This is a genomic window from Thalassotalea agarivorans, assembly GCF_030295955.1.
Classification (GTDB): Bacteria; Pseudomonadota; Gammaproteobacteria; order Enterobacterales; family Alteromonadaceae; genus Thalassotalea_D; species Thalassotalea_D agarivorans.
Genome location: NZ_AP027363.1, coordinates 1,059,342 through 1,073,355 on the forward strand (window position 1 = coordinate 1,059,342; position 14,014 = coordinate 1,073,355).

At 42.0% G+C, this 14,014-nt stretch carries 9 protein-coding genes; 8 read left to right on the plus strand and 1 reads right to left on the minus strand.

Annotation, left to right across the window (positions count from 1 at the left end):
• Positions 1–5 precede the first annotated feature (5 nt).
• The 5 genes from QUD85_RS05015 to QUD85_RS05035 all read left to right on the plus strand — a co-directional run bounded on the left by QUD85_RS05015 (position 6) and on the right by QUD85_RS05035 (position 10,146).
• Positions 6–5,060, plus strand: a complete 5,055-nt coding sequence (locus QUD85_RS05015) for a response regulator (protein ID WP_093327417.1) — start codon at positions 6–8, stop codon at positions 5,058–5,060.
• Between the two features lie 144 nt (positions 5,061–5,204).
• Positions 5,205–7,133: a molecular chaperone DnaK gene (dnaK, locus tag QUD85_RS05020; protein WP_093327419.1), complete on the plus strand. Its 1,929-nt coding sequence runs from the start codon at positions 5,205–5,207 to the stop codon at positions 7,131–7,133.
• A 336-nt stretch (positions 7,134–7,469) separates the two neighbouring features.
• Positions 7,470–8,600, plus strand: coding sequence for a molecular chaperone DnaJ (gene dnaJ / locus QUD85_RS05025; RefSeq protein ID WP_093327420.1), 1,131 nt, complete (start codon positions 7,470–7,472; stop codon positions 8,598–8,600).
• A 141-nt stretch (positions 8,601–8,741) separates the two neighbouring features.
• On the plus strand, positions 8,742–9,287 hold the full coding sequence (gene sigZ / locus QUD85_RS05030) for an RNA polymerase sigma factor SigZ (protein ID WP_093327422.1): 546 nt from the start codon (positions 8,742–8,744) through the stop codon (positions 9,285–9,287).
• A gap of 136 nt (positions 9,288–9,423) precedes the next feature.
• Positions 9,424–10,146 (plus strand): glutathione S-transferase family protein, encoded by a 723-nt coding sequence (locus QUD85_RS05035; RefSeq protein WP_093327424.1) that lies wholly within the window; start codon positions 9,424–9,426, stop codon positions 10,144–10,146.
• A gap of 180 nt (positions 10,147–10,326) precedes the next feature.
• Here the strand turns inward: QUD85_RS05035 and QUD85_RS05040 are convergent, their stop codons facing one another.
• On the minus strand, positions 10,327–10,794 hold the full coding sequence (locus tag QUD85_RS05040; RefSeq protein WP_093327426.1) for an Lrp/AsnC family transcriptional regulator: 468 nt from the start codon (positions 10,792–10,794) through the stop codon (positions 10,327–10,329).
• 264 nt (positions 10,795–11,058) lie between these two features.
• Here QUD85_RS05040 and nhaA point away from each other — a divergent pair, with 264 nt between their 5' ends.
• From nhaA to QUD85_RS05055, 3 genes are all read left to right on the plus strand, one after another.
• On the plus strand, positions 11,059–12,249 hold the full coding sequence (nhaA, locus tag QUD85_RS05045; protein ID WP_093327427.1) for a Na+/H+ antiporter NhaA: 1,191 nt from the start codon (positions 11,059–11,061) through the stop codon (positions 12,247–12,249).
• An 89-nt stretch (positions 12,250–12,338) separates the two neighbouring features.
• A complete protein-coding gene (locus tag QUD85_RS05050; protein ID WP_093327429.1) occupies positions 12,339–12,890 on the plus strand; it encodes an elongation factor P hydroxylase in 552 nt (183 codons plus the stop codon).
• Positions 12,883–14,007 (plus strand): ATP-NAD kinase family protein, encoded by a 1,125-nt coding sequence (locus tag QUD85_RS05055; protein ID WP_093327431.1) that lies wholly within the window; start codon positions 12,883–12,885, stop codon positions 14,005–14,007. The genes QUD85_RS05050 and QUD85_RS05055 overlap by 8 nt, the downstream gene beginning before the upstream one ends.
• Positions 14,008–14,014 lie beyond the last annotated feature (7 nt).

Sequence of the window (14,014 nt, forward strand, 5' to 3'; positions counted from 1 at the left end):
TCTGCATGTGGTTGAGAAAGAACTATAAAAACATTTTGGCCTTTTGTATTTTAAGCTTTGCAACAGTAGCAAAAGCGAATGAATTGTCACCAGAATTGTTAGAGTGGGCAATGCAAAATCAAACGGTTACCGTTGGTATCGACGATAATTTACCGCCGTTTGATTTTATCGACGATAGAGGCAGACCTAGCGGCGTCGGCAGGCTAGCACGTGATTCGTTAAACCAAGATTTACCATTTGAATTAAAAGTGACATCCGCTCGCTCCTTTCGTAAGGTATATAACGAAGTTAAAAGAGGCGAATTAGATGTTGTGTCTATGTGTGCAAAAACGCCTGAGCGAGAAGGCGAGGTATTATTTACACGTCCGCTTATCACATTAACTCCAGTGTTGGTGACACAAGAGGGAGGCGCTGGTATTTCTTCTCTTGACCAAGTCCAAAGCTTTCATCGCATTAGCGCAGTGAGTGGTTACAACACGACCGATTACGCAGAAAAAATTTCCAAAGGCACTGAAGTTATAGGCGTGGCAGATACTAAAGCCGGACTTCGCGCCGTCAGTGAAGGCAAAGTAGATGGCTTTGTCAGCTATTATTATACCGTTCACCAGTTGGCTGAAAGTCAGGGACTAAAGAACCTAAACTATATTCAATTAAAGAACTTCAAACCATTTACCGCTGGTTTTTGCGTAAACAAAGACAAACCGGAAATAGTCAAGATCCTGAACCACTTCATAAGGGAAAAAGGGCCAAATTTTGGCCCTGACATGCAAATTGAGTGGCAAGCAATGAAAGCCACGACCTCGATAGATGAAACAGAAAAAGATAATGCCATGGTGTGGTTTGTTGGCATTGCCGCATTAACGTTTGTTTATTTAGTTATTCGTGTTAGCCAGCAATATTCGCTCTCTATCGCAAGAAATTTTGATACCAATACTTTTAGAATTGTTTACTTTTTGGTAATCGCCCTGATGTTAGCCATTATTGGTTACTTAATGACCAATCACCTGAGTAATAAAGAAGAACAAATAAAAACAGAGTTGCTAGATACGTTTGAGTTAACACAAGACGTTGCGCTAAAAATGCTCGACTCGTGGTATACACCGCGTGAGGCCTATACAAAAGATATCGCCAATAGTGATCGCTTTAGAATGCTCGTTGAACAAAGGGCTAAATTTGCCAGTTCAACAGAAAGAATAGAAGAAATAAACGCGATAAACCAAGAAATAGATGCGCATTTTAGAAACAAAGCTTGGTTAAGAGTCGAAAATAGAACCTTTAACGTCATTAGTTTAGATGGGCATCATTATCACTCTAGTGCAGGTCTTAAGATTGGCCATGTCAGTGAAATTTATAAATACAGAAAAGCGCTTTTTGACCGCGTTGTAAAAGGTGAAACACTCTTTATCCCGCCGGTTTGGGCTGATGAGGACGTTGATGGTTTTATTGAAGACGGTGACAGAGATGCTGTTGTTTTTATTGCTACACCTGTTAGAGACATGTCGGGCAAAGTTATTGCGATTTTTGCCGTCCGTTTTGACGCTAGTAAGCGTTATGCCAGTTTGTTCAATGATGCAAGATTTGGCACCTCGTTTGAAAGCTACTTAATTGATCAAAATGGTTTTTTTGCTTCAGAAAGCCGATTTTTAAATAGGCTCAGAAAGCGTGGCATGGTGCCACCAACGGGCTCAACCATTCTCACCGTACAATTGCCTGATGTAGACAATAACCCGATAGCGCAAGCGGCGAGTTTTGGTAACAGTGGTCAGAGCTTGGAAGGATACATCGACTACCGAGGAAATCTTGTTATTGGCCAATGGGTTTGGTTTGCCAAGTACAATGTACTGCTTGTATCTGAGCAAGATTGGGACGACCTTGTTGCATCTTATCGCAACGTAAAAAATATATTTCTCATCAGTATCATTTTGCTGTTTAGTATCGTGTTTACGCTGTCAGTCTTTATGATCATCATTTCAAGGCGAGCAAATGAGATTAGCCAACGATCTAAAAAAGAGCTTGAAGAGCAAGTTCAGCAACGTACCAAAGATCTTGAAGCCGCCATTGAAACCAATGAGCTTGTTGTGCGTTCGATGTCAGAGGGTATTTTTGGGGTTGATATTGATGGGCAAATTGAGTTTTTTAACCACGCAGCTAGCACTATGCTTGGTTTTTCAGAAGACGAAGTCAAAGGTCAACATTGCTTTGATTTATTCCATCATACCGATAAGTTTGGCAAAAAAGTGACGGCTGAAACTAGCCGAATCATGACAGCGATTAGAGAGCAAAAACCCATTAAAATTCCAGAAACGATTTTCTGGACAAAAGCAGGTACCAATATACCGGTTGAGTTTAGCGTGAACCTTGTTGATGATAGAAAATCAACATTAGAAGCGGTAGTCACCTTCCAAGATATAACCAATCGCTTAGAAGAGCGAGAGCGTGTTGAAAAACTGATTGATACGGCGCCAGCGGCTATGCTTATCGTTAATAACAAACATCGCATTGAAATGTTTAACCAAGAAACAACTAAGTTACTCGGTTATTCAGATGAAGAGTTAAATGGTTTAGACGCAAGAAAGCTCATTCCGCCAGAAGTCGCTAAAGATTATGCTAACTACATCGACGATTTTTGGCAGAATCCGCGCCGAATTTCATCGGTAGAGGCGGGATTTGAAGCACGTGCAATCAAAAAATCGGGTGAAATAGTTGAGGTGGAAGATATTCACACACCAGTGACAATAGATAAAGAAGTAAAAGGTATTGTGCTGCTTCGCGATGTCACTATTGAAAACAAAGCTAAACAAACGCTGGTTAAAGCTAAAGAAATGGCAGATGAGGCTAGTAAAGCTAAATCCGATTTTCTGGCAAATATGAGGCATGAAATAAGAACACCAATGAATGCGATTATTGGTATGTCTGATCTTGCTATGCAGCATGTTAAAGATAATAAGGCGCGAAATTATATTGGCAAAGTCAATCGCGCTGCTGAATCGCTCCTTGGCATTATTAACGACATTCTTGATTTTTCAAAAATAGAGGCGGGTAAACTTACCTTAGAAGCCGTTGATTTCCATTTAGAAGACGTCTTAGCAGACTTTTCAAATTTAGTTGGGCTAAAAGCGCATGATAAAGGCTTAGAGCTGTTATTTGACGTTAAGCAAAATGTAACCCGCACGCTTGTAGGCGACCCGCTGAGATTAAATCAAATATTATTGAACCTAGGCTCGAACGCAACCAAGTTTACCGAAGAGGGTGAAATTGTTATTGCAGTGTCTCAAGTTGAACAAAAAGATAGCAAAGTTAAATTGCAGTTTGATGTGAAAGACTCTGGTATAGGTTTAACTGAGGAGCAACAGAGCAAGCTGTTCCGCTCGTTCCAACAAGCGGATACATCGACTACACGTAAATATGGTGGTACCGGGCTCGGCTTAACCATTTGTAAAAAGCTAACTGAGTTAATGGGTGGTGACATTTGGGTCACAAGTGAAGCCGGTCAGGGCAGTACGTTTTCGTTTACTGTTTGGTTAGAACATAGCGAAACACTATCAAGTGCGGCGGTTGCTAAGAAAAATCACGGACTGTTAAAAGACAAGCAAGTGTTAATCGCCGACGACAATCATATTGCGCTCGATGTACTTAAAGGAATCTTGGAAGGGTTCGGCTGTATTGTGACAACAACGTCTACTGGTGTGGAGGCTGTTAATACGGCTGAAAGCAGCATGCAGGTTTTTGATTTTGCGATTATCGATTGGAAAATGCCTGACATAGACGGCATAGAAGTTATACGGCAAATCAGCGGTTTGGAACCTAAAAAAGTGAATCATATGATGCTGATAACCGCATTAGGTAAAGATGAGGTTATTGATCAGGCTCAAGCGGAACAAGCAGAAAATATTGAAGCTTATTTAGCAAAACCTGTCACTTCTTCCGTGGTATTTGATCATATGCTTGATTTGCTGGGCGACAAGTATGCGCATACTACACGTCAACATATTCGCAGCGACGAGCTAAAAGATAACCAGGCATCACTTGCTGGTGCGAAGATTTTATTAGTAGAAGACAACGAGCTTAACCAAGAATTGGCAATGGAGTTACTAAAACAAGCTAATATTCATGTTGAACTGGCTGAAAACGGCCAGCAAGCGATTGATATGATATCGGCTAATGAATACGACGGCGTGTTAATGGATCTGCAAATGCCTATTATGGATGGCTACACCGCAACCAAGCAACTTAGAGCAAATGGCGTTACTTTGCCTATTATTGCGATGACCGCGAATGCCATGGCGGGTGATAAAGAAAAAGTATTAGCGGTTGGTATGAATGCACATATTGCAAAACCGATTAACGTTCGCGAAATGTTCTCTACCATGAGCACATGGATAAAAGTGAGTGGACTATCGCCATCTGAAAATACATTAAGTGAAACTTCAAACGACAGTGATGAGCCGGATAATTTTGATATGTTAGCGCATATCAATGCGGCAAAAGGGTTAGAAGTAAGTAATGGTAGCTCTAAACTGTATCGTAAATTGTTAGGTAAGTTTATCGATGGACAAACGCTATTCCATGAAGATTTCAGGGAAGCGTGGGCGCACGACAGAATGGAAGATGCAACCCGTATTGCACATACCCTAAAAGGCTCCGCGGGTAACATTGGGGCGACTGATTTACAGGCGCAAGCAACAAAATTGGAAAAAGCGTGTGCAGACAAAGCCTCGACAGAAGCGATAACAGCCTTGTTTGAACAAACCAAAGCGTCACTAAATGAAGTGCTTGACGATTTACAACGATTCTTTGATGCAAACCAAGTTGAAAAGGTAGCAACGAAAGCGACATTCGCGCTGGATGACGAGTTGTTAGCATCACTTGATAAATTGGCAGAGCTTATCGAAGAGTTTGAAACAGATGCCGTGGATTTAGTTGAAGAACTTATTCCGCAATTGTCAGGCAGTGGTTTAGAGAGTGAGTTTAAGAAAATCGCTCGTCATATTGAAAACTATGAATTTGATGAAGCACAACAAGTGTTTGATCAGTTTTTAGAAAAACTAAAGTCACGTTAGTACGTCAATAAAGTATGGTGATTAAAAAAAGTTTCAATTTTTTGAAACTTTTTTTGTTTTTAGTGTTGAAAACTCATTTCTCACCCCCATTAAAAGGTCAAGACGAATTTTTACCAAATATATTTTTATACGGAGATCCTCAAGATGGGCAAAATTATCGGTATTGACCTAGGGACTACTAACTCATGTGTTGCTGTTTTAGACGGTGACAATGTTCGTGTAATTGAAAACGCAGAAGGTGATCGTACTACACCTTCTATCATTGCATACACAGACGAAGGCGAAACATTAGTTGGTCAACCAGCTAAACGCCAAGCAGTTACAAACCCACAAAACACATTGTTTGCTATTAAGCGTTTAATCGGTCGTCGTTTCGAAGACAAAGAAGTACAACGCGATATTGACATTATGCCATTTGGTATTGCCAAAGCAGATAATGGCGATGCTTGGGTAGAAGCGAAAGGTGAAAAAATTGCACCACCACAAGTTTCTGCAGAAGTATTGAAGAAAATGAAGAAAACAGCAGAAGACTACTTAGGTGAAACAGTAACAGAAGCTGTTATCACAGTACCTGCTTACTTCAACGATTCACAACGTCAAGCGACAAAAGATGCTGGCCGTATCGCTGGCTTAGATGTTAAGCGTATTATTAACGAGCCGACAGCGGCTGCACTTGCTTACGGTATGGATAAGCAACAAGGCGATAAAGTTGTTGCTGTATACGACTTAGGTGGTGGTACGTTCGATATTTCAATCATCGAAATTGATGAAGTTGAAGGCGAGCACACGTTTGAAGTACTAGCGACTAATGGTGACACACACCTAGGTGGTGAAGATTTCGATAACCGCTTAATTAATTACTTAGTAGCCGAGTTCAAGAAAGACCAAGCGATTGACTTAACAAACGATCCACTGGCTATGCAACGTTTGAAAGAAGCGGCAGAAAAAGCGAAGTGTGAGCTTTCTTCAGCACAACAAACAGACGTTAACTTACCTTACATCACTGCTGATGCAACAGGTCCTAAGCACATGAACATCAAAGTTACACGTGCTAAGTTAGAGTCGCTTGTTGAAGATATGGTTAAAGCGACATTAGAGCCGCTTAAAACAGCATTAGCTGACGCTGACCTTTCAACATCAGACGTAACAGACGTTATTCTTGTTGGTGGTCAAACGCGTATGCCACTAGTACAAAAAACAGTAACAGATTTCTTTGGCAAAGAGCCTCGTAAAGATGTTAACCCTGACGAAGCCGTTGCATCAGGTGCAGCAGTTCAAGCGGGTGTACTAGCAGGTGATGTTACAGACGTATTACTACTAGACGTTACGCCTCTTTCTCTTGGTATTGAAACCATGGGTGGTGTGATGACTAAAGTTATCGACAAGAACACAACGATTCCTACTAAGCAATCGCAAACGTTCTCTACAGCTGAAGATAACCAAGCAGCGGTAACTGTGCATGTACTTCAAGGTGAGCGTAAGCAAGCACAAGCTAACAAATCACTTGGTCAGTTCAACTTAGAAGGTATCGACCCAGCGCCACGTGGTATGCCACAAATCGAAGTAACATTCGATATCGATGCTGACGGTATTTTACATGTGTCTGCTAAAGACAAGAACACAGGTAAAGAGCAGAAGATCACGATTAAAGCATCTTCTGGTTTATCGGACGATGAAGTAGAGCAAATGGTACGTGACGCAGAAGCGAATGCTGATGCAGATGCTAAGTTCGAAGAACTAGTAACAGCACGTAACCAAGCTGATGGTCTTGTACATGCTACTCGCAAGCAAGTTGAAGAAGCCGGTGATGAATTACCAGCAGAAGACAAAGACAAGATTGAAGCAGCATTAAAAGAGTTAGAAGAAGCGATTAAAGGCGATGACAAAGAAGCAATTGATGCTAAGTCACAAGCCGTTATCGAAGCTTCAGCTAAGTTAATGGAAATTGCTCAAGCAAAAGCTCAAGCACAACAAGCTGGCGCTGCAGGCGGCGAAGCACCACAAGGTGAACAAGGCCCAGCAGGCGATGACGTAGTTGACGCTGAGTTTGAAGAAGTTAAAGACGACAAGTAATAGCTGTCGTCTTTCATAAAACATAGTCAAAGCGTCGGTAACCGGCGCTTTGTTATGTTTTACTTAGAGGCTCTGGGCTGCGAGCTTCGAGCGGAAAGTACTAAGAGCTAGCGTAAAGTTGCTTGTACCTAGTTCCTCGTTCCTAGGAACGATAGTGACGAGTCCCTAGGAACCGTCATCCTGTAGGTGCCTACTAGGATGTAGGTACTTAGGTTTTGTCTGGAACTGAAAACCTGTGATACAGGATCTTAAAATCTATTTGTTTAGTCTTTTGACTAAAGAGCATAAACCAATAGATTTTCGAAAATTTGTAGTACGGATAAAGAATTAAGATTTATGTCTAAACGTGATTATTATGAATTATTAGGCGTTGCTAAAGATGCTGGCGAACGCGATATTAAAAAGGCCTATAAGCGCCTAGCGATGAAGTATCATCCGGATCGCACCAAAGGCGATGCCGAGAAAGAAGAAACGTTTAAGCAAATTAAAGAAGCATACGAAGTGCTTAAAGATGATCAAAAGCGTGCAGCTTATGATCAATACGGTCATGCTGCTTTTGAACAAGGTGGCATGGGCGGTGGCGGCGGCTTTGCTGGCGGCGCTGACTTTGGCGACATCTTTGGCGATGTCTTCGGTGATATTTTTGGTGGCGGTCGCCGAGGCGGTGGCTCACGCGCGCGTCGTGGTAGCGATTTGCGTTACAACTTAGAAATGACACTTGAAGAAGCTGTTAAAGGTAAATCAGTTGAAATACGTGTTCCTACCTACGTAGCCTGTGAACCATGTGATGGCAGTGGAGCTAAACCTGGCACAAGCGCTAAAACCTGTCCTACATGTCATGGCCACGGCCAAGTGCAAATGCGCCAAGGCTTGTTTGCGGTGCAGCAAACTTGTCCTACTTGTAACGGCCAAGGTAAGGTTATTGAAGAGAAGTGTACCTCTTGCTACGGACAAGGTCGCGTAGAGAAGACAAAAACACTTAACGCGAAGATTCCAGCAGGCGTCGATACAGGTGATAGAATTCGTTTAGCAGGCGAAGGTGAAGCCGGTGAACATGGTGCACCAGCAGGTGATTTGTATGTGCAAGTGCACGTAAAAGATCATCCTATTTTTGTTCGCGATGAAAATCACTTGTACTGTGAAGTGCCAATTAGCTATACCACAGCAGCATTGGGCGGTGAGATTGAAGTACCGACCTTAGCAGGCAAAGTTAAGCTTAAGATACCGAAAGAAACACAAACCGGTAAAATGTTTAGAATGCGTGGCAAAGGCGTTAAGTCAGTTCGCAGCTCACACACAGGTGACTTGATGTGTAAAGTGGTGGTGGAAACACCAGTGAATTTGTCAGCCAAGCAACGAGAAATTTTAGAGCAGCTTGAAGAAAGCATTGACGGTAAGAAGAATAGACCAAAAGAAAGCTCTTTCTTTGATGGCGTGAAAAAGTTTTTCGACGACCTAACTTCATAATAAAAAGCACCTTCGGGTGCTTTTTTTATTGCCGCTCAAAAACGCCGCTTGGCAATAAATAGCGCACGAAACATAAGTCACCTTTATCTCTTACTGTTGATTTCTTATACTGCTGTAAGGTATTTATTTCAGGAATTGGCTGTGCAACTAGAACAGATATGGTCGACCTACCGAGGCACGCTTAAAAATTTTCTACATGCAAAAGTCTCAGATCCAGACGAAGTAGAAGATCTTCTGCAAGATGTGCTGATTAAAGTACATACTAATCTAGACAAGATTAAGGATGACAGTTCTGTTAAATCTTGGCTTTTTACCACAACCAATCATGCCATTATTGATTTTTATCGTAGCAATGCCCGCAAACGCCAATTAACACAAGAAGACACTTGGTACGAAGAAGAAGCAGAAGAAGACATTAAGCAACAAATGGCACCTTGCGTTTTGTCCTTTATCGATGGCTTAGATGCTGATGATGCAGCCTTACTTAGAATGGTAGAAATAGAGAATAAGCCACAAAAGGCGCTCGCTGAATCGATGAACATAAGCTATTCCACGTTAAAATCTAGAGTTCAGTCAGCTCGCCGTAAGTTGAAAGGTCTGTTTGACCAGTGCTGCAGTTTTGAACTTGATAGCCAAGGCAACTTAATGGATGCAACGCGAAAAAATAATGCCTGCAGCAAATGCTAATCTACCGCCATACTGCATGACTTTTTAAAAAATTTTGTTTAATTTTCGTCTTTTTGCTACATGCATCGTCTTATAGGTAAATACGTTAATTGGTCCTGGTGACTAATCACGTTTAACCCTATTCGAGGATGTTGTCATGATTAAAGTTGTTAGTTTTAGAATCTGCCCATTTGTTCAACGTGTAACTGCGCTTTTAGAAGCGAAAAATGTGCCTTATGAAATAGAGTACATTTCATTAAGCGATAAACCACAATGGTTTTTAGATATTTCGCCTAATGGCCAAGTGCCTTTATTAGTGACTGAAAATGGTACAGCCTTGTTTGAATCAGACGCTATAGCAGAGTATTTAGATGATCAATATGCACCGATTGTTGCTGACGTATCTGCAGAACAAAAGGCGTTAGATCGTGCTTGGACCTACCAAGCGACTAAGCACTATTTGGTGCAATGTGGCACCATGAGCAGTAAAGACAAAGAGACTTTTGAAACACGTTTTGAAAAACTGTCAAAAGCCTTTGCTAAAGCTGAAAAATACCTCGCCGAAGCAAACCACAATGGCCCGTTTTGGCATGGCGATTATGTGTCAAATGTTGATATGGCTTGGTTTGTTCTTCTGCATAGAGCGCATATTGTTGAGCAACATTCAGGTTTGGACTTTTTCGCTCAGTTCCCGCGCGTTAAAGCATGGCAACAAGCGTTGATGGCAACACAATTACCTGAGTCTACTGTGTCTGATGATTTTGTAGAAAAGTTTTCAAATTTTTACTTATCTGAGAATACATACTTAGGAAGAAAGCTTGAACAAAGCTGTGCGCCAGCTGAAAAAAGCGCATGTAGTACATCAAGTTGTTGTGGATAGATGAAAAAGCGCCTTCGGGCGCTTTTTTAATGCGTGCTAAGAGCTACGTGCCACGCGCTCTTACTCCTTGCCCCATGCTCCTTGTACCCTTAAGCGAAGCGCACTTGCTCCTTGCCCCTAGGAACGAAGTAACGAATGGGCACTCTTTACAGTATTAAAGCTTTTAGCCAGTCCCTATTTTTACTCCGTAAAATTAGGGACGACGCCACTGCGGCTATGTTCAAAAATGAGGGAAGTTTCAACGGTTTGTACTTCATCACGGGAGGTAATTGCTTCAAACACGAATTTACGCAAGTGCTCACTATCTCGCACAGACATATGGATAAAGTAATCGTACATGCCGCCCATGTGATACAAGCTGACAATTTCGGGTAACAACAATAGATCATCGCGCAGCTTATCAACGATTTCTTCTGAGTAAGGTTGCAGTTTTATCGCAGCGATGGCTTCGATATTGCCGCCGATAGTTTTGAAATCGATATCGATAAAAGCACTTTTTATCACACCCGCTTGTTTCATACGTTTAACACGTTCTAAACAAGTAGATGGGGCAATACCTATTTTGCTTGCTAGCTCTTTGTTGGTGATATCAGCATCTCTAAACAAGATGGTTAATATGCGTAAATCTATGTCATCTAACTTTTTCATTAACGTACTTATCGAACAAATCCTAACTTAATACTACCTTACATTTTATACAGATTAACAGAGCGTTTATCATCTGTTTTTGAATTAATGTCGCTATAATTTATATTTTTCGAATAAAAACCATAAAAAATAACACTGGTTACAACTGATAACGTTTTTTTCTTTTGTGAATTAACTATAATCGGACATAATGAACCAATGTAAGTTATAAGACGTACGGTTTTTATACTTTTATCAATTAACAGGGAACTTAATCGCTTAACTATGACAACCAATAAAGTAGAGCAGTTTTTCAAAATGGAAGCGGCCAACGGCATTATTCTGATGCTGGCGGCTATTCTAGCACTTGTGTTAGCCAACTCACCGTGGTCAGCTTGGTATGACCTTCTTCTTGATGTGCCTGTCGTGGTCGCTGTCGGTGACTTAGACATATCAAAACCTTTGTTGCTTTGGATCAACGACGGTCTTATGGCATTATTTTTCTTCTTAGTTGGCCTAGAACTTAAACGAGAATTCCTAGAAGGCGATTTGTCTAAACCAGGACAAATTACCTTACCTGCCATTGGCGCTGTAGGCGGTATGCTAATTCCTGCTCTTTGTTATGCTTATATGAACTGGGACGATCCTGCAGCGCTTAATGGCTGGGCGATTCCTACTGCGACTGATATCGCGTTTGCGTTAGGTATTTTGTCGATTATCGGCTCGCGTGTACCCATTCAACTGAAAGTGTTTTTAACGTCGTTGGCTATTTTTGACGATTTAGGCGCGATTATTGTTATCGCGGTATTCTACACAGAGCAACTATCGTTCCTTTCATTAGCCATTGCTAGCTCAGTGCTTGTTGCCTTGGCTGTTGCCAACTTTGTGCTAGGTATTAAGCGCACCTCTGTGTATATAATCTTAGGTATGGTGCTGTGGGTGTCGGTACTTAAATCAGGTGTTCATGCAACCTTAGCGGGTGTGATTCTAGCGATGTTTATCCCCATAAAAGGGAAAGAAGGACAGCCTTCTCCATTGCGAGAGTTAGAGCATAACCTACATTCCACTGTTACCTTTATGGTATTGCCGGTATTTGCCTTTGCGAACGCAGGTGTGCCGTTAGCGGGATTAAGCTTAGAGGATATAACCTCGCCAGTGCCGCTTGGTATTATTGCCGGTCTAGTCATTGGTAAGCAGGTGGGTGTCTTTGGTTTTTGTTGGGTGGCTATCAAGCTTGGCTTGGCTAAAATGCCTAAGAACGTTAACTGGACGCTTCTCTATGGTGTGTCGTTATTAAGTGGTATAGGTTTCACCATGAGTTTGTTTATCGGTTCGTTGGCCTTTGAGGCAATACCTGATTCAAGTATCTATCAAGACAGATTGGGTATTATGGTCGGCTCCTTTATTGCCGGTATAATTGGTTACTTCGTGATTAAGCACGGTGTAAAAGATTTACCCGAAAACAAGTACGATTAACACACAAAACGGCGATGCATTCATCGCCGTTTTTCGTTAAAATGCGCTCACTTAATTTGTTCAAACCAGATTATTAATCGATTTTCAGCATGCAGCACAATATTAGCGATCTCATTGCACTCTTTGCCAATACGTTTGAAACACGCTATCAAACAATTTTGGTAAAAGGTGACGATGAGCCCATTTATCTCCCAGCAGACGAGCATCACCCGATGCATCGTATCGTGTTTGCACATGGTTATTTCGCTAGCGCCCTCCATGAAATTGCGCATTGGTGTATTGCTGGACCTGCTAGGCGATTACTGGAAGATTTTGGCTATTGGTATTGCCCTGATGGTCGCAGCGCGGTAGAGCAAAAAGCATTTGAGCAGGTTGAGGTAAAACCGCAAGCGCTTGAATGGGCATTTAGTGTAGCTTGTGGCAAGAGGTTTAACTTGTCAGCCGATAATTTATCGGGTGAAGCAACTGATGATAGCGAGTTTAGAGTAAGCGTTGAAAAACAAGTTCAGTATTATCTGCATCATGGTTTTAGCGAACGAGCAGAGCATTTTATCGCCGCCTTGTGTCAGTTTTATGGGCAGCCATATCCGCTGCGCGAGCAGCAATTTAATTTTCAAAAAGTGGATGTAGTGAGTGTTTAAGCTTGGATTAATAATCAACCCCATTGCAGGTATTGGCGGTAGTGTTGCGTTAAAAGGTAGTGACGGAGAGGGCACTGCTGAAAAAGCGTTAGCATTGGGCGCTGTGGCTAAATCTAATGATAGAGCTAAAACAGCATTATCACTGTTAGTGCCATATCAATCAGATATCGCCGTTTATACCGCTAACGGTGAGATGGGCGAGACAGCGGCGAAAAGTCTAGGATTTGATACAACAGTTTGTTATCAAACCGCCTCTTCACATACAACTGCAATAGATACCGAAAACGCGGTCAACGCCTTAATAGCGCAGGGTGTCGATGTGTTGTTATTTGCTGGCGGAGACGGTACTGCGCGAAACGTGTGTAATCAAGTAGGTGATAGCTTTCCCGTACTTGGTATTCCTGCTGGCTGTAAAATTCATTCTGGTGTCTATGCTATTACCCCAAAAGCGGCGGGACGTGTGGTTGAAATGATGGTTAATCATCAACTGGTAACTCTTGGTGAAGCAGACGTTATGGACATTGACGAGTCACTGTTTAGAGAAGGCGTGGTAAAAGCAAAACGTTACGGCGAAATGCAAGTGCCGATGGAACTTCGCTACGTCCAGGCAACAAAGTCGGGTGGCAAAGAATCAGATGAATTAGTGTTGCAAGACATCGCCGCTGATGTGATTGAACAAATGGATGATGAAGTATTCATTATTGGCTCAGGTTCCACTACAGCTTTTGTAATGGAAGACTTGGGCATTGACAATACGCTCTTGGGTGTCGATGTGTTACGGCAACAAACCTTGGTTGCAAACGATGTAACCGAGCCAGAGCTATGGAAAATTGTTAATCAACACCCCGGTAATATTAAATTGGTGATCACCTTGATAGGTGGTCAAGGCCACATTTTTGGACGTGGCAATCAACAGTTAAGCCCGCGTATTATTTCAGCCATTGGCAAAGACAATATTATTATTATCGCTACTAAGTCCAAGCTTAGCGCGCTCAATAATCGCCCCCTTATCGCCGACACCGGCGATGAAACACTAGATCAAACATTATCAGGCTTCATGCCAATAACGACTGGTTATAAAGACCAAGTGTTGTATCCCGTTGCAAGCCCTCAATAACGAGAAG

Excerpts from the sequence above, each read along its gene's own strand:
- QUD85_RS05015 (WP_093327417.1), top strand. The coding sequence starts at position 6 with ATGTGGTTGAGAAAGAACTATAAAAACATTTTGGCCTTTTGTATTTTA.
- dnaK (WP_093327419.1), top strand. The coding sequence starts at position 5,205 with ATGGGCAAAATTATCGGTATTGACCTAGGGACTACTAACTCATGTGTT.
- dnaJ (WP_093327420.1), top strand. The coding sequence starts at position 7,470 with ATGTCTAAACGTGATTATTATGAATTATTAGGCGTTGCTAAAGATGCT.
- QUD85_RS05035 (WP_093327424.1), top strand. The coding sequence starts at position 9,424 with ATGATTAAAGTTGTTAGTTTTAGAATCTGCCCATTTGTTCAACGTGTA.
- QUD85_RS05040 (WP_093327426.1), bottom strand. The coding sequence starts at position 10,794 with ATGAAAAAGTTAGATGACATAGATTTACGCATATTAACCATCTTGTTT.
- nhaA (WP_093327427.1), top strand. The coding sequence starts at position 11,059 with ATGACAACCAATAAAGTAGAGCAGTTTTTCAAAATGGAAGCGGCCAAC.
- QUD85_RS05050 (WP_093327429.1), top strand. The coding sequence starts at position 12,339 with ATGCAGCACAATATTAGCGATCTCATTGCACTCTTTGCCAATACGTTT.